Below are 18,767 nucleotides of genomic sequence, written 5' to 3'. Positions count from 1 at the left end.
CCGCATGAGCCACATTGCCACCATCCTGCTGCTCGGTTCGGGCGAGCTGGGCCGCGAATTCGTGATTGCCGCCAAGCGCCTCGGCGCGCGGGTGATCGCCTGTGACAGCTATGACAACGCCCCTGCCATGCAGCTGGCAGACGCGCGCGAGGTGTTCTCCATGCTCGACGGCGCTGCGCTGCGGGCAGCGGCGGAAAAGCACCGGCCCGATCTGATCGTCCCCGAAATCGAGGCGATCCGCACCGAGGTGCTCGCCGATCTGGAGGCAGAGGGCTTCACCATCGTCCCCTCCGCCCGCGCGGCGCAGCTGACCATGAACCGCGATGCGATCCGCGATCTGGCCGCGGGCGAATTGGGGCTGGTAACGTCGCAATATGGCTATGCCGAAAGCTTTGCCGAAGCTGAGGAGGTAGCCGCGCGGATCGGCTACCCGCTGGTGATGAAGCCCGTGATGTCCTCATCGGGCAAGGGTCAGAGCAAGGTCGACACGCCCGAGGCGCTGGAGGCCGCTTGGGACTATGCCGTTGCCAATATGCGCGGTGACCGGGCTCGGGTGATCTTGGAACAGTTCATTGCCTTCGACTATGAAATCACCTTGTTGACCGTCCGCCACGCTGGCGGGATCAGCTTCTGCCCGCCCATCGGCCACCGGCAGGAGCGCGGCGATTACCGCGAAAGCTGGCAGCCAGCCGCGATGAGCCCCACCGCACTGGCCGCCGCACAGGACATGGCGGCCAAGGTCACCACCGCGCTGCAAGGCGGCGGACGCGGCTGGGGGCTCTACGGCGTCGAGTTCTTTGTGAAGGGCGAGGAGGTGATCTTCTCCGAACTGTCCCCGCGCCCGCATGACACCGGGATGGTGACGCTGGCCTCACAGGACTTGAACGAGTTCGACCTCCACGCCCGCGCGATCCTCGGCCTGCCCGTTCCCGGTAGCATCACGGCCCGTCCTGCGGCGTCCGCCGTGATCCTGGCGGACCGCGATTGCGATGACTTCGGCTTCGAGGGGCTGGCCGATGCGCTCGCCCTCTCGCCCGATGTGGACGTGCGGATCTTCGGAAAGCCCGTCACCCGGCCTTACCGCCGGATGGGCGTGGCGCTCGCCCGTGCCGCTGGCGCGCCCGCTGCGGTCGAACTTGCCAAGCAAGCCGCCGCAGCCGTGCGGATTGTCTATTCGCCGACAAGCGACTAGGGCGCGCGCCATGACAACCTATCCCCACACCGCCGCCCTGATGCGGCGCGGCACCGACTTCCTCGGCTGCGAGACCGCGATCATGTGCGGCGCAATGAGCTGGGTGAGCGAGCGCAACCTTGTCGCCGCCATCAGCAACGCAGGCGGCTTCGGCGTGATCGCCTGCGGGGCGATGACGCCCGAACTGCTCGACCGCGAGATTGCCGCGACCAAGGCGCTCACATCGAAGCCCTTCGGCGTCAACCTCATCACCATGCACCCCGGCCTGTTCGATCTGATCGCGGTGTGCCGCAAGCACGGCGTGACCCATGTGGTGCTGGCGGGCGGCATCCCGCCCAAGGGCAGCGTCGAGGCGATCAAGGAGGGCGGCGCCAAGGTCATTTGCTTCGCCCCCACGCTAGCGCTCGCCAAGAAGCTGCTGCGCTCCGGCGCGGATGCGATGGTGATTGAGGGCATGGAAGCGGGTGGCCATATCGGCCCGGTCTCCACCTCCGTGCTGGCGCAGGAAATCCTTCCCGAACTCGCGGCCGAGCATCTGATCTTCGTCGCCGGCGGCATCGGCCGCGGCGAGGCGATTGCCAGCTATCTCGAAATGGGCGCGGCGGGCGTCCAGCTCGGCACCCGCTTCGCCTGCGCCACCGAAAGCATCGCGCATCCCGATTTCAAGAAGGCCTTCTTCCGCGCCTCGGCCCGTGAAGCCGTCGCCAGCGTGCAGGTCGATCCGCGCCTGCCGGTGATCCCCGTGCGCGCGCTGAAGAACAAGGGCACCGAGGAATTCACCGCCAAGCAGCGCGAAGTCGCCGCTCTGCTCGACGCGGGCGAAGTCGACATGGGCGAAGCGCAGCTCCAGATCGAGCATTTCTGGGCCGGTGCCCTGCGCCGCGCGGTGATCGAGGGCGATGTCGAAAACGGCTCTGTCATGGCCGGGCAATCGGTCGGGATGGTCACCAAGGAAGAACCCGCCGCCGACATCATCGCCGAATTGATGAGCCAGTGCGAGGCGGCGCTCGCGCGGTAAGATGGCCCAACCCCTGATCCTCACCCTCGCCTGTCCCGATCGGCCCGGCATCACCGCGCGGGTCACGGGCTTCTTGTTCGAGCGCAATTGCAACATCCTCGACGCGCAACAGTTCAACGATCGCGTCGGGAACGGGGGCGCCGACCGCTTTTTCATGCGCGTGGTGTTCGACCCGGATGGCTCAACCGCCGAGGGGCTGCGCGCCGATTTCGCCGCGCTGGCGGCGGAATTCGCGATGGACTGGAAGATGGCGACGGAAGACCGCCCGCGCCGCACGATCATCCTGGTCAGCAAGTTCGATCACTGCCTCGTCGATCTGCTCTACCGCTGGCGGACCGGCGAATTGCCCATCGACCCGGTGGCGATCGTCTCCAACCACCCGCGCGAGGCCGCGATCCGGGTGGATATCGGCGATATCCCGTTCCACCACATCCCGGTGACCCCCGACACCAAGCCCGCAGCCGAGGCGCAATTCCGCGCGTTGGCGGACGCGACCGACGCCGAGCTGATCGTGCTCGCGCGCTACATGCAGGTGTTCTCGGACGAGCAATCCGCCCATTTCGCGGGGCGCTGCATCAACATCCACCACTCCTTCCTGCCCGGCTTCAAGGGCGCGCGGCCTTACCATCAGGCCCACGAACGCGGCGTGAAGATCATCGGCGCGACCGCCCATTTCGTCACCGCCGACTTGGACGAAGGCCCGATCATCCATCAGGATGTCGAGCGCATCACCCATGCCGACAGCCCCGAAGATCTGGTGCGCAAGGGCCGCGATATCGAACGCCGGGTGCTTGCCGAAGCGGTGCGGCTGTTTGCGCAGGAACGGGTCTTGATGAACGGCACGCGGACGGTGGTGTTCAGGGGCTAAGTCAATCGGGGGGAGCGGCGTATGATCAAGGCAATTGCAGGGGCGGCGCTGGTGCTGCTGTCGGTGCCTGTGGCCGCGCATGAAACTGCCCCGTTTGCACCCGACTGCGCCGCCATCGCCGCCTTCCTTGACCGCGCTGTGACAGAAGGCCGCACGGTCGGCGCTTCTGCGCTGGTGTGGAAAGACGGCACCGAAGCCTGCTTTGCTACCGCGGGCGATGCTGACCGTGAGGCGGCCCGCCCCATCGCGCGTGACACACTCTTCCAGATCTATTCGATGACCAAACCGGTCACCGGCACCGCGCTGATGCAGCTGTGGGAACAGGGCAGGTTCGGGCTCGACGATCCGCTCGAATGGCACCTGCCGGAATATGCGGCGCTCAAGGTGGCCGATGGGACGAGCCCCGATGGCTTGCCGATCCTGCGCGCGCCCTCACGCAAGGTGACGGTGCGCGATGTGCTGCGCCATACGGCGGGCTTCACCTATGGCCCCGAAGGCCCGCCCGAGAACGCCGCCGACCGGGTGTGGGCCGAGCTTCAGCCGCTGTCCTCCACCAACACGCTTGCGGAGTTCTCGCAGAAAATGGCGCAGGTGCCGCTGCTGTTCGATCCCGGCACGCACTGGAATTACAGCGCGGGCGTGGATGTGCAGGCGCGGCTGGTCGAGGTGCTGTCGGGCCAGCCCTTCGCCGACTATGTCGCGCAGCATGTCTTCCAGCCGCTCGGCATGGCGGACAGCGGGTGGCAGCGCACCGCTGCCGACCGCCAGCGGCTCGCCCGCATCTATGAAGGCGAGAACGGCGCGCTGGCCCCGTGGCCGGATGACAGACTGCTCAACGCCAGTTTCATGGGCCAGCCGATGACGATGGGCGGATCGGGGATCGTCACGACGGTCGATGATTACATGACATTCGCGCGGATGCTGCTGGGCGAAGGCGCGCTGAACGGGGTCCGCATCCTCAAGCCCTCGACCGTCCGGCTGATGGCGAGTGACCAGCTCGATCCGCGCATTGCGCCCGCGAACCGTTCATGGCTGGTGGGCAAGGGCGGCGGCGGGTTCGGCTTCGATGTCTTCGTGCGCACCGCACCGCCGGCAACGCCCGAGGAAAACCGCGGCAGTGTCGGCGAGTTCTATTGGGATGGTTACCCCTCGATGCTGTTCTGGGTCGATCCGGCGCAGAACATGGCGGTGGTCTTCGCGACCCAGAAGCTGCCGTTCGATACCGATCTGCATCGCGATTTCCGGATCGCGGTCTACGGCGCGGACTATACCGGGCCTGCGCGCGACTAGCCCATTTTTCGCAGTGGTCAGCCGCGGGCGGCGCGCGCAATCTGGCGCCCATGATCGTTGAACGCCTTGACCATGTGAACATCATCACCGACCGGCTCGCCGAGACCGCGCGGTTCTATGCCGAGCTGCTCGATTTGGAAGAACGCGACGGCCCGCCGCCGCTCCCGCCGCATCAGGTGCGCTGGATGTACGACGCGAGCGGGCAGGCGATCCTGCACATCAATTCGGTCGATTGCCCGCGCGCCTTTGACCGCGCCGTGATGCCCGGCGCCGAGACCGGGGCGATCCACCATGTCGCGCTGCGCTGCGGGGCGTTTGATGTGGTGAAGGCGCGGCTGGATGCGCGCGGGGCGGAATACCGGGTGAATGATATCCCCTCGATTGGCCTCAGGCAGATTTTTACCGCTGACCCGAACAATGTGCTGCTGGAGTTGAATTTTTTCACCACGTAACTCCCCTCCCCTTGCGGGAGAGGGAGATCACGCCCCGCCCGTCACCAGCGCCCGCCACACCGCAGGCGCTTGCTCGTCCTCCAACGGGTTCCACACCAGTGCCATCCGCGCGCGGGCCTCGGGTTCAGGTACACCCGCCGCGCAGTCGAGCAAATAGAAGAACGCCGTCACCCGCCAGTTCATGATGCAATGCACATGATGCGGGCCGGACTGAGCGGCGAGCGCTTCGGTCAGTGCCGCGACATGGGCAGGCGTCGGCGCGTCGAAGGGCACCGGGATGTGGGTGTAAGCGATCCCCGCAGCCGCCAACAGCGCCGCCTCATCCGCCAGTGCTTCGGGGTGCTCGGCCAGTGCGAGGTTCACCACATGCCGCACGCCAATGGCCGCGAGGCGCGCCGGATCATGCGCTTCAAGCTTGCCCGAGGTGGTGACCCCGTCGGCGCGGCGCTGCCAGTTGCGAATATCCTCGGGATCGCCGCTCATGGCCTAGCCCTTGGGCGGGGCAGGCAGGTCAATCGCCTGCACTTCCGTGCCAATGGCATAGACGCGCACGCCCTTGTCGGTGCTGACGGTCTGGAACTTGTTGGCCGCCCGCGCGATGGGTGCGCGCTCCCAGGTTGTGCCGCCGTCTATCGTGGCAAAGCCCCCCGCGGCCGTGCCGACAAAGCCCCGCTCGGAATCGACGAAGCCGATGCCGAACTGCCGCGCGGCCTTGTCCTGCGCGATTTCGATCTCGCGCCATGTCCGCCCGCGATCATCGCTGCGGATCACCAGCTGGGTGGCGCGTTCGGGATCGTAGCTCTGCACCGTGGCGTAGCCGGTGTCGCCGCCCTCGGGAAAGCTCGCCTTCCAGATCAGCTCATAGGCACGGCCGGAGCGATAGACTTCCTTCCACGTCTGGCCGCCATCTTCGGTGCGCAGCACCAGCCCTTCGGCCTGAACGGGATCGGCATTGGTTGCGGCGAAGACGAGGCCGGTGTTCTCATCGAAGAACTTCACGTCGAGGATCATGCCTGCGTGCGCGCCCATGTCGATCACACTCCACGTGTCGCCCCCGTCGACCGAACGCAGTATCCCCGTCGGCCCGCCCACACGCCCGGCGGCGTGGATAATGGTGCGGGGCCGCAATTCGCCCTGATAGATGCGCTTCACCGGCAGGATGTCGATCGCACAGACGCCCTTGATTGTGGCGTCCCCGGTATCGATCGCTTCCCACGTCACCCCACCATCGCGGGTGCGATAGAGCGGCGTGTCGTCGATGACGCCGGGGTAATAGTCCGTGCCGATATTGCCGATGAAGCCGTTCTGGCGATCCACAAAGCCGACCGCGCGGATGAAGGTCCCGGGGCGGCTGGCGATCTTCTGCCACGTCGCGCCGCCGTCCGTGGTGGCGAACAGATCGCCCGCGCCGGTGCCGTACCAGCCGTGTTCGGCATCGACAAAGCTGACAGAATCGCGCTTCCCGCGATAGGCTTCGGTGGCGAACGTGCGCCATTCGCCCGCAGCCGGAGCAGCAGCGACAGGCGCGGCGTCCTCGGCGGCGAGCGGCATGGCACAGGCAAGTGCGGCGATTGCCGCGGCAGTAAGCAGCTTCATATGGTGCGACCCCTTGTTTGGCTGAGTTTGACTGAGTTTGGCTTAGCGGCGAGCGACCTTTCTTCCCGCTTCTATGGCTTTGTCTGCGTTGGCCCGGCTGATGACATAGGCACGGATCGCTTCGATCTCCTCTTTCGACAAAGAGCCTTTGAAGCTCGCCATACCGTTGTTTTTCAGCACGCCGTCATGCACCACTGCGCTCCACGCGGCCGCGCTTTCGAGCGAGCCGGCGCGGCGCAGGTCGGGCAAGACGGTTGAGCCCACGGCGCCCGGTGCATGGCACACCGCGCAGTAACGGCCATACTTCACTTGACCGACTGCGATCACCTCGGGCGAAGCGGTGCTCGGCGGCGGGTCGAGCGGCAGGTCAGCCAGCGCCGGTTCGGGCGGCAGTTTCGCCGTCCCGCCGATCTTGAACACCAGCAGGCGCGAGATGTTGCGCACCGGAGCCTTGCGGTTGATCAGATCGCCATCGACCGACAGGGCATAGGCCCCGCCCCAACCCGCCAGCACCGCGACATATTGCTCGCCATTGACGGTGTAGGTCACCGGCGGCGCGACCACACCGGTCTGCGCGGCGAAACTCCACAGCTTCTTGCCATTGGCGGCGTCATAGGCGTTGAACTCGCTGCCCGTGGTGCCCTGGAACACAAGGCCGCCGCCGGTCGCCAGCAAGCCGCCGTTCCACGGCCCCGGATGCTCGACCGTCCAGCGCGCCTTCTGCGCCACCGGGTCCCACGCCACCAGCCGACCCTTGAGCGTACCGGCGACCTCCTTCCTGAAGCCCCCGTCAGACGGCAGTTCCCCTGCCAAGCTGAAGCCGACATTGAAGCCACGCGCGCGATCAGGCTTCCAGTTGGCCTCGGGCGCATACATCATCCCCGCTTCGAAGGCCGGAATGTAAACCAGATTCTCGGTCGGGCTATAGGCCATCGGGTGCCAATTGTGCCCGCCCAGCGGCCCCGGCAGCACCAGCGCGGGCTTGCCGGTCTTGTCGATCCGGGTCTCGGGGTTCTCGATCGGGCGGCCGGTCTTGGGATCAATCCCCGTCGCCCAGTTGAGGCCGACATAGGGCTTGGCCGAGATGAACTGCCCCGTCTCGCGGTCGATCACATAGAAGAACCCGTTCTTGGGCGCCTGCATCAGCACTTTGCGGGGCTTCCCGTCGATCTCCATGTCGGCGAGCATGATGTGCTGCGTGGCGGTGAAGTCCCACGTCTCACCCGGCGTGGTCTGGTAGTGCCAGACGTACTCGCCCGTCTTGGGCCGGATCGCGACGATGCTGGAGAGGTAGAGATTGTCCCCCTCCCCCGTCCCGTCCTTGCCGGGGCTGCGATAGGCGCGGTTCCACGGGCTGCCATTGCCGACCCCGATATAGAGGAGATCAAGCTCGGGATCGTAGGCCATCGAATCCCACACCGTCCCACCGCCGCCAATCGCGTCATTGGCGCCGAGCACGTCCATGTTCCACGTTTCCGCGGCCTTCTGGAGATAGGCGGGCTGATCCTTCGCATCCCCGCCTTCGGGCACGGTATAGAACTTCCACAACTGCTCGCCGCTGCCCGCGTCATAGGCCGCGACGAACCCGCGCACGCCGAACTCGGCCCCGCCATTGCCGATGATCACCTTGCCATCGATCACGCGCGGCGCGCCGGTGATGGTGTAGCTCTTGGACTGATCGACCGTGACCTTCTCCCACGCGACCTTGCCCGTCTCGCGGTCGAGCGCGATCAGACGGCCATCCAGCGTGCCGAAGAACAGCTTGTCGCCCCATGCGGCCAGCCCGCGGTTCACGACATCGCAGCAGGCCTTTACGGCGGTTTCGCCCGGAACCTGCGGGTCATACTCCCACAGCTTGGCGCCGGTGGTCGCGTCAAACGCCTTCACCTTGCTCCACGCGGTGGTGAGGTAGAGCTTGCCGTCGATTACCAGCGGGGTCGACTCCTGCCCGCGACCGGTGTCCATATCGGCATACCAGGCAAGACCAAGCTGGCCGACATTCTCGCGGTTCACCCCATCCAGCGGCGAGAAGCGCTGTTCGGAATAGGTGCGCCCATGGCTCACCCAGTTGGCCGAATCGCCATCCGCCCCGATCAGCACAGCGGACGTGATGCGCCCCTCCTCGCCTCCGTCAGCGCCTCCGAAAATCTGGCTGCAATTGGCCAGCGTGCCAGTCGACAGCAATAATGCCGCGCCCAGCGTCCACCGCTTCAGGTCCATCGATCCCACTCTCCCTGTTTTCTTTTGCCACCTATGTTGCCCCCACAATCAGCGCTTGTCCATGCCCGCCGCTCCTGCCTATCTGTCGCCATGGCGGGGGCCGCAGGAGAGAATGCAATGTGCGAAGAAAGCAAGCTGGCCGAATGGGCCAAAGCCACCATCAGCCGCCGCCAGTTCGGCGCTTTGACCGGAGCTGCGGCGCTGGCCGCCTGCGCCTCGGGTGAAGCCGAAAGCGTAGCGCAAAACCCGCTCCCCGGCCTCAAGGAGCGCGGAGTCAATTTCGCCACCGCCGATGGCACGCTGGACGGGTTCTTCGTCCAGCCCGAAAGCGGCAATCACCCCGCGGTCATCCTGTGGCCCGACATTGCCAGCATCCGAGAAGCGAAGCGCAATATCGCCCGCAAGCTGGCGCAGGCAGGCTACGCCGTGCTGGTGGTGAACCCCTATTACCGTGACGTCACCGGCGAACAGTTCGCCGATTTCGCCACCTTCATCGCTGACGGCGGCTTCCAGAAGGTCGGCCCGTGGCGCAAGAAACTGGATGCCGCCGCGATCATGCGGGATGCCACCGCCATCGTTGACTGGCTCGACCGGCAGGAAGGCGTCGATCAGGCGCACGGAATCGGCACGCAGGGCTATTGCATGGGCGGGCCGTTCACGATCTGGAGCGCGGCGGCAGTGCCAGCGCGGATCAAGGCCGCAGCCAGCTTCCACGGCGGCGGGCTGGTGCGGCCTGACAATCCCATGAGCCCGCACAAGCTGCTCGACAAGGTCGATGCCAGCCTGCTGATCGCCGTAGCGCAGGATGATGACGCCGAAGCCCCCGCCGACAAGACCACCTTCGCCGAAGCAGCCGAGGCAGCCAAGGTCGGAGCGGTGGTGACCGTCTATCCGGGCGATCACGGCTGGATGGTGGCCGACAGCCCGGCCTATGACGCCACCGCCGCCGCGCGCGGGGAGGCTGACCTCAAGGCGCTTTACGCCGCCGCGCTGGCCTGAGCCTTTTTGACGGCAGGCGGGAGGGTAACGCCTCCCGCAGCTGCCGCTACTGCCCTCAGCCGGCCTTGCGCACCTTCGCGCGCTCATTGGCCGCGCCGAACCGGCCATGCTTGCGGTAACGCAGCATCCACTTGTCGAGGAACAGGCCAAGCGGCTTGGGTTCGATCCCGAGCTCGGCAAACCCGCGCGCACCCGGCGCGACCGTGCTGCCGGGCTTGAGCAGCGCCCACTGGTCGCGGCTCATCGGCGTGCCAGGCAACGCAGCGAAGGTCGCGCTGAGGCCATCGGGCACGGCGAGGAAAGTCCGCTTGCGCCCTTGGGCTTCGGCAATCCGCTCGTGGATTTCCATCATGCTGAGCTGCTCCGGCCCGCCCAGTTCATAGGTGTAGCCGCCGTGCAGCTCGGGGTGTTCCAGCGCGACCGCAACCGCCTCGGCCACGTCATCGGCATAGACCAGCTGCAATTTTGCCTCCGGCCCGAACACCGGGAGCACCGGCAGCATCTCGATCATCCCGCCGAACAGGTTGAGGAAGTTGTCGTCCTTGCCGAACACGATCGAGGGTCGCAGGATCGTGGCGGTGGGGAATGCAGCGCGCACGCGTTGCTCGCCCAGCGCCTTGCCGCGCGCGTAAGCGGTGGGCGAATTGGCGTCTGCGCCGATCGCGCTGATCTGGACCAAGGCCTTGGCCCCGTTCGCTGCCGCCAGCCGGGCGATGGTGCCAGGCGCCTCACCCATCAGCTTTTCGAGATCGCCGGTGAATGCTCCGACAAGGTTGACCACATGGCTCGCCCCATCGAGCGCGGCGGCGAGATGCTCCTCGCGGGTGATATCACAGGGCATCAACTGCAATTGGCCGAGATTGGCGAGCGGTTTGAGATCCTGCGCCTTGCCGGGTGCGCGGCTGGCGAGCCGGACCCGGGCGCCGCGCGCGAGCAGCGCCTGCGCGACATAATTGCCGATATAGCCGGTGCCGCCGAAAATCGTGACCAGCTGGCCGGAAAGCGGGGAGGAGGTAGGCATGGTTTGGTTGCTCTTCGTGGCCTGAGACAGTGCAGGGCGTTGTGCTGGCCGCGCTTTGCTTCAACGAAGCGGGCGAGGCAAGGGTTCCGGTGACGGGAATCGCCGGAATGGCCAAGCCGCTTTGCGTGCGTTCCGGCAGGCCGAAGCCGCCGGTCAGGCATCGCCAGCACGGCGGGCAAGGTTTGCATTGACAGCACCCCCACCCCCCCGCTAATGGCCCGCGCCTACCCAGCTTCCGGCAGCGATGACCGGATGCACCGTGCCCAGATGGCGGAATTGGTAGACGCACCAGCTTCAGGTGCTGGCGCTCGCAAGGGCGTGGAGGTTCGAGTCCTCTTCTGGGCACCAAAACTCCTGCGGGAGTGGCATCAAGACCTTGAAAAAACCCCAGAAATCTGCCATTTTTGGCTGGATTTTGATGCCGCGTGTTTCACGCTGTTTCAGGCCGTGCCCCGAAGGCGAAGACCCTGCTTTGGCGCCACAGTCGATCCGGAAAAGCTAGACGGTCTGCTGGATAGTTCTCTCGTTACGTGTCGCTATCATTCACCATTCTGGCCGTCTCGGTTTCGCGAGAGGCGGCCCGCATGGTCTGCTTGGCAAATTCCTTGATCTCGTCGATCTCGTCATCGCGGAGCTGCCCACCAAGTCGGCCGTAGGCCATGCCTTCGAGGAGGTAATGCGCAACGTTACCCGCACGCGCCGCGGCAGGGTTTTCAGCATCCCAACCGATCAGCTCACGCGCGATGCTGTGCCATTCTTCGAGAAAGCTGCGGTAGCTGGACATCAGCAGGTCCGCCAACTGCCGCTCTGACCGCGCTGCCAATACCAGCTCTTGATAGGCCTTGAACTCCAGTTCGTTGAGATGCTGCCAGTGAAGGTCGATCATCGTCCCAATCAGATCGCTGTGGTCACGGATGGCCAGCAAGTCTTTCCGGAAAATCTCGAGGCGGCGCGAATGCAGATGCGCCACGACCGAACGCAAAAGGTCGAGTCGCGTCGGGAAATAATACTGCATGCCGCCGCGAGAAATCTTGGCCCGTTCGGCTATGAGCGTCGTCGAAACCTCAGAGTAAGGCATGGCGGCCAGACATTCGATCGCAGAGTTCAAAGCAGCCCTGCGCAAAAGCTCACCCTTCTCCGCCTGCCTTTCGCTACTTCCGCGAACACCCCGTCCCGAGCGCACCTTGCGCACTGGGTTCGGATCGACAGTCATCGAGTTGCTCATCGCGCTCTTGTACTTTGCAAAGATCATCCGGCTCAAGCTGATCGCAACCATCTCGACGGCGATTGCAAGCCCCACCGATGTGTCCTGTCAAAAGCGCTAAAATAAAGCAACGCTGCTTGACACTTCGCAGGACGAGGCAGACAAAAAAGCAGAGCTGCTTAAAAGTGGCCACTGGGGAGGAAAATTCATGATGTCTTCAATGCAACGCATCGCGCGTCTGTGTGCCGCGACCTCACTCGCATCCGCCGTCGTTCTGTCCGCTGCCCCAGCTGTGGCTCAGCAGGCAGCGACGGATGATCAAGCGCAGTCGGAGGACGCGGGGGCGATCGTGGTCACAGCGCAGCGCCGCGAACAAGCGATCAGCGATGTCCCGCAAGCCGTTCAGGCCATCAGCGGTGGGCGGCTTCAAGCTCTCGGGATCGAGCAGATCGATGACGTGATCGCACTTGTTCCAAGTGCGACGATCGGCTCGACCATCTCTGTCGGCTCAAACGTGTTCCAGATCCGCGGCGTTGCCGCAGCCGAGACGGACGGCGATCCGACCATCGGCTTCTATCTCGATAACTTCGCCTTCTCCCTGCCGGGCCGGCCCTACGCGCCCGCGGCCGACTTCTATGACCTGCAACGTGTCGAAGTGCTGCGCGGGCCTTCAGGCACCCTGTACGGTCTTGGCTCGCTTGGCGGCACAATCAAAGTCCTGACCAACGACCCCGAGCTTTACGCGGTCGAAGGCGCTGCGCGCCTGACGGGCAACATCACCGACGGCGGCGATCCTGGTGGAAGCGGCGATGCCATGATCAATATCCCGATTTCGGAAGGCAAAGTCGCACTCCGCGCCGTGGTATCCTATCGCGAAATCGGTGGCTTTGCCGACAATGCCGCGACCGGCGAAGACAATGCGAACGGCGCCAGTTCCTTCAATGGGCGCGTCAAGCTGCGGATGGAGCCGACTGAACGCCTGATGATCCAGCTGGCAGCGTGGCACAATCGCTCCAAGCAGGACTTTTCCAACCGGATCACGACTGCTGATCCGCCGATCCTCGATCAGACCTTCGGCATTGCGGATTCGCGCTACACGCTTCTCACTGCGGACATCGCATATGATCTCGACTTCGCGACCCTGCTGTCGACCACAGGCTGGATCGACAACAATGTCATCGTCAACAATGGCGGCTTTATCCCGGGGATCGGCGATTTCGCCAGTTTCTGGCCGCTACGGACCAAGAATTTCAACGAGGATCTGCGCCTTTCATCCAATGGCTCCGGGCCGCTGACGTGGATCGTGGGCCTCTTTTACCAGAACGGCGAGACAAAGGGCGGACAGAGCGTCAATCTCGACGATTTCCCTGTGGCCGGACAGACAGGGCTTGCGACCTTCAATGACAACCTCCTCGAAAGTGAGGCCTGGGCTGTCTACGGAGAATTCACGTACAGCCTCGCCGACGGTGTCATCGATCTTACCGCAGGGGGACGCTATTTCGAGGAAGAGCGGACCTTCACCGAGAACAGCTCGATCACCTTTATCGAAGGCAATCTGACAATACCCACGGTCGGCATCGACCGCGCCAAGAACAACACCTTCAATCCGCGGTTCAACGTATCGATCAAACCCAACGACGATCTGATGATCTACGGCGAAGTCGCCAAGGGCTTCCGGTCCGGTGCGATCACTTCGAGCTCGATCATTGCGGGCGCGAACGGCGCGCTCGGGACCAACTTCGAGAACAGCTCCCCGCCTGACACGCTCTGGAACTATGAAGCAGGCATCAAGTGGGGGCTGGGCGACGTCGACGTCGCGGTCTCGGCTTACATCTTCGACTGGAACGACGCACAAATCGAGCTGTCGCCCACGCTCCAGTCGATTGTGGTGCCGGTTGGCGATGTGCGCGGCAAAGGGATCGATGCCGAGGTGGCCTGGCGCACACCCCTTCCCGGCCTTTCGCTTCAGGCTTCCGGAAATATCAACGCGACCAAAATCCGCGATGTGATTCCCGAGGTTGGTACGGCCCTGCCATGGCTATCGGAAGGCAATCAGCTGCCCGGCACGTCGAAGCATACCTTCACCCTCTCGGGCAATTATGCCGGAACAATTGGTGACGGCTGGGACCTGATGCTGAGCGGCCGCTATTCCTATCGCTCTCAGCAGCAAAGCGTCTTCAACGGCGTCTTCGCTCCCTGGTTCGGCCTCGGTTTCGCCCGCATTGCAGTCGAGAAGAACGGGCTCGAGATCGGTCTCTTTTCCGACAACATCGGAAACGCCCAGCGACCGATCACCCGGCCCGGCGGGCAAAACCAGGTCCCCTATCCGCGCACCATCGGAATCTCTGTCGAGAAGCGGTTCTGAACCTTCGGGAAGCGAAAATGGCCAAGATTGAAAACGACCTCACCAACGCCTCAAGCGCCGAAGCGCGGGAATGGAAGGCGACCCCTTTTCTTCCGCGCAAGCCGATTGCCGACATCGGTCAGCAACGCATCGACGGCGAACGCTTCCATTCGCGCGAGTTCATGCAGCGCGAATGGGACATGATCTGGACGCGGACCTGGAACATCGGCTGTCATGTGAGCGAACTCGAGGAGCCGGGTGATTTTCGCGTGCACTCGCTGGGCAAAGAGTCGCTGCTCTTTGTGATGGGCCAGGACGAGGTCATCCGGGGCTTTTTCAACGTGTGCCAGCATCGCGGCAACATCCTGTGCCAGACGCGGGAAGGCTTTGTCGATCGCTTCAAGTGCCCGTTCCATGGATGGGAATGGAACCTCGACGGAAGCCTGAAACAGGTCATGCACCCACACCTGTTTGCGCAATTCCGCGATGGCATTCCCGTCGAGGAGCTCGCACTCCCGCAGCTCAAGGTCGATACCTGGGGTGGCTGGGTCTGGTTCAATATGGACGAGAACGCCGGTCCCTTGCGCGAATTTCTGGGGGAAGCGGGGCGCCATCTCGAAAGCTTCCAGCTCGAGCGCTACAACCTCATCGACTACAAGAGCTTTGAGTGGGCCGGAAACTGGAAGCACGCGCACGATGCTTTCAACGAAAGCTACCATTTCGAAGCACTGCATCCGGAATTCCTGGATTTTGCCGAAGGCTTCGACGTGCCGATCGAACTGCTCGGCATCCACAGCCGGATGCTGAACTTCAATCACACAGTCAGCGAACTGCGTCACGAGCGCGACGAAATCACACCGATCCGCAAGGCCATGCTAGGCTTGCCGGAGGGATATGAGGGCCCCGCTCACAAAGCGCATCTTGCGGTGATTGCGGAAAAGCGCGCGCTCGAGGGAAAATCCCATATCGCCTACGAGGCGCTCAATGACGAACAGCTAGCGCATCAGTATCATTACACCTTTTTCCCGGGCACCACGATCACTTCGACCCCGGAAATGTCGATCGTTTTCCGGTACCGGCCCCACGAAACCGACCCCACCTATTGCTACTATGATTTCCTGATCACGCGGCATGACCCGCCCGGTGAGCCGCGGCCTGACTACGAGTATCGACTGTATCGGCACGACGAGCTGCCGCGCTATGCTGATGCCTTTGACGGCACGTTCGATCCGGTGCTTGCCAATGTGCTGCAGCAAGATGGGACGAATATGCCGACCATGCAGCAAGGCACGGCTTCGCGCGGCTTCCGGGGCATGATCCTGGGCGACCAAGAGGTGAGGATCCGGCACTTTCACCAGACCATCGACCGCTACCTGATGGGCAATTTCCCGCGCCACGGCGACCGATGAGCGAAGGGCGACCAAGCATGCGACGCCGAATTCACGTCATCACTGGCGGCAAGTATCACGATTTCGATCTGGCACGGTTCAAACTCTTGCAGCTTATGATGCAGGATGAGCGCGTGCGGGCGAGCTGCGCGGAGGACTTCAGCGGGCTTGAAAGGCTCGATGAATGCTGCGGCGTGATCCTCTACACCTGTGACTTGATGCCGTCAGAAGAACAGGCGCAGGCCCTTGACGCTTTTGTCCGGGATGGCGGGCGGCTGTTGGCGCTTCACGCGGTGAACGCCCACCTCGAATTCACTGATGGTCCCGAAATCGTCACCAGCGGCGTGCGGATTCCTGGCCTGGTCAAATCGACCCCCGAACACGTCGCTCCGACATTCATGGCGCTTTTGGGCAGCCGGTTCGTGACGCATCTCGCTGCGCAAGAGATACATGTCCATGTCGAGGATGACGATCATCCCGTTACCGCCGGGATGAAAGACTTCGTCATCACGGACGAACCCTATGTCGCCATCCCCATCGGTGACATCCGAACCCTTCTGTCGGCGCGCTACAAAGGCCCGACACCAGGCTACGTCACGGAGTTTGTCCCCGATGACCCACCTCGCCCGCAGCTCTATGTGAAGGAACACGGCGAAGGCGCTGTGCTCTATTCTCCGCTGGGCCATGCCTGCGGCAAATATGACATGGTTCCGCTCATGGACGAGGCGCCGAAGGTGACAGGCCCGTGGGAAGACGAGGTCTATCTCGGCATTTTGGAGCGAAGCATCGCATGGCTGTGTGATGCTCCCCGGCACAGCGGTCGGCCATGATCACCGCACCGGGCAATATTCGCCAGCTGGGCTTCGTTGTGCGTGATCTTGATGAGGCGGTCGCGCATTGGCTGGCGCACACCAGTGCGGGGCCCTTCGTTGTGATGCGCGGCCAACGCTTTGAGGGTTGGACGTATCTGGGTGAGCCTCAGGATCAGATACTCGATATCGCCTTTGCGCAGGCGGGACCGATGATGATCGAGTTGATCCAAGCCAAAGGCCCGTGGCCCAATGTCTATGGTGATGCACCACCCACCGAAACATCTGTGCTGCACCACTTCGGTCTGCTGGTCGGTGATATTGATGCAGCCAGTGCGGCCCTCGATGCGCCGATGGTGACGACCGCGCAGATCGATGCCACAGCCGAGCTTCGCTACTTTGACTGCCGGGAGCGCTTTGGCGTGCGCCTTGAGCTGATTTCGGACACGCCATCCGTACAAGCCTTCTTCGAGCTTTCGGAAAGTCTGGCCCGCTCCTGGGACGGGAGCAGCGCGCCAGTGCGCACCTTCGAGGAGGTCGCTGCATGATGAAAGATTCGGAGCACAGCGGCAAAGTTTATGTGGTCACGGGCGCAGCATCCGGGATCGGCGCGGCCACATTGGCCCGGCTCCACGATTGCGGCGCGCAGGTGGTCGCAATTGACCGCAGCCCTGTGAGCGCCCCGGCAAGTCTCGCGCTTTCGTTCGACGTGGCAAGTGAAGATGGATGGCGCGATGCCGCCGCACAGGTGTTGCAGAAATTTGGCCGGATCGACGGACTGATCAACTGCGCCGGCGTTATCAGGATGGGGCCGATCACCAGCATGACCCTCGCAGATTTTCAACTCGTGATGCGGGTCAATGTCGAAGGGACTTTCCTTGGCCTCAAGCATATCATGCCTGTCATGCTCGCTGCCGGGACGGGTTCGATCGTCAATATCTCGTCAACAGCAGGGATAGCCGGTGCTGCCGGGGCCGGTGCCTATTGCGCCAGCAAAGGGGCGGTCAGGATGCTGACGAAATCCGCTGCGCTGGAGGCAATTGCCTACCCTTCGTCCGTACGCGTCAACTCGGTCCATCCGGCAATGACCGAGACACCGATGGTCCAGGACATTGTGCAGCAGTTGGGCGGTGCAGCAGAAATCGAAGATCAGATGCGTAGCCTCCAGCCGTCGGGCGCCTTCATTCCCGTTAAAGCCGTGGTCGATGGGATTGTCTTCCTGCTGTCTGACGCCGCCGCCTTCGTAAACGGCAGTGAATTTGTGATCGACAACGGCTTCACCGCCGCCTGATCCTGAGGAGCCTTCATGATTTTCTATGATTTCGACCTGTTCGCTCCGAGCCCGTGGATCGTCTGGATCTTTGCGAAAGAGAAGGGCGTCACAATGGAACGGCGCATTGTCGATCTGTTCAGCCGGGAGAACCGCCGCGAGCCGTTCCTGTCGCAGGTAAATCCCTTTGGAGAGCTTCCGGCGATCGTGATCGAGGACGGCACAGCGATCACCGAGATTACTCCGATCTGTGAGTACATAGAGGAGCTCCACCCCAACCCCCCGCTTATCGGCGCTACGCCGGTTGAACGCGCTCAGACAAGGATGTGGGTCCGCAGGATCGAACAGAAGATCGCCGAGCCGATGGGCGAAGGCTTTTCGGCTGAGGAGGGGCGCGAATTCTTCGAAAAGGACAAAGCCCTCGAAGGGGTCTTCACCAAGACAGTTCTCCCGCTGGAAGCAGCGGCCGTGCTCAAACGGCGCGCCCACGAAAAAATGATCTGGTTCGACCGCCTGTTTGCGGATGACGGCTGGGTTTGCGGATCCCGTTTCACGCTCGCCGACATCTACCTCTATTGCTTCCTGCAATTTGGCGAAAACCATGATCAGCCCATACCGCCCGAGGCACCTGCGCTACGGCGGTTTTTCGACAGGATGAAAGCAAGGCCGACAGCATGGGTCGGCGTACCGGGTAGCCTGGATGGCTGATCCGGTGATTCAGGATCGGGATCAGGACTGGGCTACAGTCTGCGCGTCGGCGGAACTTGCCGATGAAAAGATGCTGACAGCTCGCATAGGCGAATGGCAGGTTCTTGTCGTGCGATCTGGGGCTGGGCTCAGTGCATTCAATGACTGCTGCCCCCACCAATCGGCGCGCTTGTCAGGGGGGCGGCTGAGGCGGGGTGCCCTTATGTGTCCGCTTCACGGGGCCCGCTTCGATATAACCTCGGGTCGATGTGTGGGTGCAGGCTATGCCCCGCTTCTCAGAATGCCGATCCGCGAACGCGATGGCTATATCGAGGTGGCACCGCCGCAACGATCTCCTGCACCTGATGAAATCCCCAAAGATTCCCAATAAGCAAATGCTTTCCTGATA

Annotated in this window: 18 protein-coding genes and 1 tRNA gene; 14 read left to right on the top strand and 5 right to left on the bottom strand. The window is 63.4% G+C overall.

Features of this window, described 5'->3' with window-relative positions; translation table 11 throughout:
* Positions 1 to 4 precede the first annotated feature (4 nt).
* From purT to GVM20_RS03980, 5 genes are read left to right on the top strand one after another with little or no spacing between them, the layout of a single operon-like run.
* On the top strand, positions 5 to 1,192 hold the full coding sequence (gene purT / locus GVM20_RS04000; protein ID WP_166546011.1) for a formate-dependent phosphoribosylglycinamide formyltransferase: 1,188 nt from the start codon (positions 5 to 7) through the stop codon (positions 1,190 to 1,192).
* Between the two features lie 10 nt (positions 1,193 to 1,202).
* Positions 1,203 to 2,210, top strand: coding sequence for an NAD(P)H-dependent flavin oxidoreductase (locus tag GVM20_RS03995; protein ID WP_166546010.1), 1,008 nt, complete (start codon positions 1,203 to 1,205; stop codon positions 2,208 to 2,210).
* Position 2,211: 1 nt separating this feature from the next.
* Positions 2,212 to 3,078, top strand: a complete 867-nt coding sequence (gene purU, locus GVM20_RS03990) for a formyltetrahydrofolate deformylase (protein ID WP_166546009.1) — start codon at positions 2,212 to 2,214, stop codon at positions 3,076 to 3,078.
* A 21-nt stretch (positions 3,079 to 3,099) separates the two neighbouring features.
* On the top strand, positions 3,100 to 4,368 hold the full coding sequence (locus GVM20_RS03985; RefSeq protein WP_166546008.1) for a serine hydrolase domain-containing protein: 1,269 nt from the start codon (positions 3,100 to 3,102) through the stop codon (positions 4,366 to 4,368).
* 50 nt (positions 4,369 to 4,418) lie between these two features.
* Positions 4,419 to 4,820, top strand: a complete 402-nt coding sequence (locus GVM20_RS03980; protein ID WP_166546007.1) for a VOC family protein — start codon at positions 4,419 to 4,421, stop codon at positions 4,818 to 4,820.
* A 27-nt stretch (positions 4,821 to 4,847) separates the two neighbouring features.
* Here GVM20_RS03980 and GVM20_RS03975 read toward each other — a convergent pair whose 3' ends face one another.
* From GVM20_RS03975 to GVM20_RS03965, 3 genes are read right to left on the bottom strand one after another with little or no spacing between them, the layout of a single operon-like run.
* Positions 4,848 to 5,303: a protein tyrosine phosphatase family protein gene (locus GVM20_RS03975; protein ID WP_166546006.1), complete on the bottom strand. Its 456-nt coding sequence runs from the start codon at positions 5,301 to 5,303 to the stop codon at positions 4,848 to 4,850.
* A 3-nt stretch (positions 5,304 to 5,306) separates the two neighbouring features.
* On the bottom strand, positions 5,307 to 6,416 hold the full coding sequence (locus GVM20_RS03970; RefSeq protein ID WP_166546005.1) for a WD40/YVTN/BNR-like repeat-containing protein: 1,110 nt from the start codon (positions 6,414 to 6,416) through the stop codon (positions 5,307 to 5,309).
* Between the two features lie 42 nt (positions 6,417 to 6,458).
* Positions 6,459 to 8,636 carry a PQQ-dependent dehydrogenase, methanol/ethanol family gene (locus tag GVM20_RS03965; RefSeq protein ID WP_166546004.1) on the bottom strand — a complete coding sequence of 726 codons (2,178 nt, stop codon included), beginning with the start codon at positions 8,634 to 8,636 and terminating at the stop codon, positions 6,459 to 6,461.
* A gap of 117 nt (positions 8,637 to 8,753) precedes the next feature.
* On the opposite strand from GVM20_RS03965, the gene GVM20_RS03960 reads away from it, so the two are divergent.
* Complete coding sequence (locus tag GVM20_RS03960; RefSeq protein ID WP_166546003.1) at positions 8,754 to 9,635, top strand: dienelactone hydrolase family protein; 882 nt, start codon at positions 8,754 to 8,756, stop codon at positions 9,633 to 9,635.
* Between the two features lie 55 nt (positions 9,636 to 9,690).
* Here GVM20_RS03960 and GVM20_RS03955 read toward each other — a convergent pair whose 3' ends face one another.
* A complete protein-coding gene (locus GVM20_RS03955) occupies positions 9,691 to 10,656 on the bottom strand; it encodes a complex I NDUFA9 subunit family protein (protein WP_166546002.1) in 966 nt (321 codons plus the stop codon).
* A 261-nt stretch (positions 10,657 to 10,917) separates the two neighbouring features.
* Here GVM20_RS03955 and GVM20_RS03950 point away from each other — a divergent pair.
* Positions 10,918 to 11,004: transfer RNA gene (locus tag GVM20_RS03950), tRNA-Leu, on the top strand.
* Positions 11,005 to 11,182: 178 nt separating this feature from the next.
* Here the strand turns inward: GVM20_RS03950 and GVM20_RS03945 are convergent.
* Positions 11,183 to 11,956 carry a TetR family transcriptional regulator gene (locus tag GVM20_RS03945; RefSeq protein WP_166546001.1) on the bottom strand — a complete coding sequence of 258 codons (774 nt, stop codon included), beginning with the start codon at positions 11,954 to 11,956 and terminating at the stop codon, positions 11,183 to 11,185.
* 196 nt (positions 11,957 to 12,152) lie between these two features.
* Between GVM20_RS03945 and GVM20_RS03940 the strand changes: the two genes are divergently transcribed.
* The 7 genes from GVM20_RS03940 to GVM20_RS03910 are packed head-to-tail and all read left to right on the top strand — an operon-like array spanning position 12,153 to position 18,749.
* Positions 12,153 to 14,225 carry a TonB-dependent receptor gene (locus GVM20_RS03940; protein WP_166546000.1) on the top strand — a complete coding sequence of 691 codons (2,073 nt, stop codon included), beginning with the start codon at positions 12,153 to 12,155 and terminating at the stop codon, positions 14,223 to 14,225.
* A gap of 17 nt (positions 14,226 to 14,242) precedes the next feature.
* Entirely contained in the window at positions 14,243 to 15,613 is a 1,371-nt protein-coding gene (locus GVM20_RS03935; RefSeq protein ID WP_166545999.1) for an aromatic ring-hydroxylating oxygenase subunit alpha, read from the top strand.
* Between the two features lie 17 nt (positions 15,614 to 15,630).
* Positions 15,631 to 16,422: a ThuA domain-containing protein gene (locus GVM20_RS03930; protein WP_166545998.1), complete on the top strand. Its 792-nt coding sequence runs from the start codon at positions 15,631 to 15,633 to the stop codon at positions 16,420 to 16,422.
* Entirely contained in the window at positions 16,419 to 16,949 is a 531-nt protein-coding gene (locus tag GVM20_RS03925; RefSeq protein WP_166545997.1) for a VOC family protein, read from the top strand. The genes GVM20_RS03930 and GVM20_RS03925 overlap by 4 nt, the downstream gene beginning before the upstream one ends.
* Positions 16,946 to 17,692, top strand: coding sequence for an SDR family NAD(P)-dependent oxidoreductase (locus GVM20_RS03920; protein ID WP_353653098.1), 747 nt, complete (start codon positions 16,946 to 16,948; stop codon positions 17,690 to 17,692). Before GVM20_RS03925 ends, GVM20_RS03920 begins: the two co-directional genes overlap by 4 nt.
* 15 nt (positions 17,693 to 17,707) lie before the next feature.
* Positions 17,708 to 18,379, top strand: coding sequence for a glutathione S-transferase family protein (locus tag GVM20_RS03915; protein WP_166545995.1), 672 nt, complete (start codon positions 17,708 to 17,710; stop codon positions 18,377 to 18,379).
* The gene (locus GVM20_RS03910; RefSeq protein ID WP_166545994.1) at positions 18,372 to 18,749 is read left to right on the top strand and encodes a Rieske (2Fe-2S) protein; all 378 of its coding nucleotides are present in this window, start codon (positions 18,372 to 18,374) and stop codon (positions 18,747 to 18,749) included. Before GVM20_RS03915 ends, GVM20_RS03910 begins: the two co-directional genes overlap by 8 nt.
* Positions 18,750 to 18,767 lie beyond the last annotated feature (18 nt).

The sequence above is a fragment of the Porphyrobacter sp. SLTP genome, assembly GCF_009905735.1.
In the GTDB taxonomy this organism is placed as follows: domain Bacteria; phylum Pseudomonadota; class Alphaproteobacteria; order Sphingomonadales; family Sphingomonadaceae; genus Erythrobacter.
Note: the sequence above shows the minus strand (reverse complement) of the source record. Positions and strands in the feature narration are given on the sequence as shown.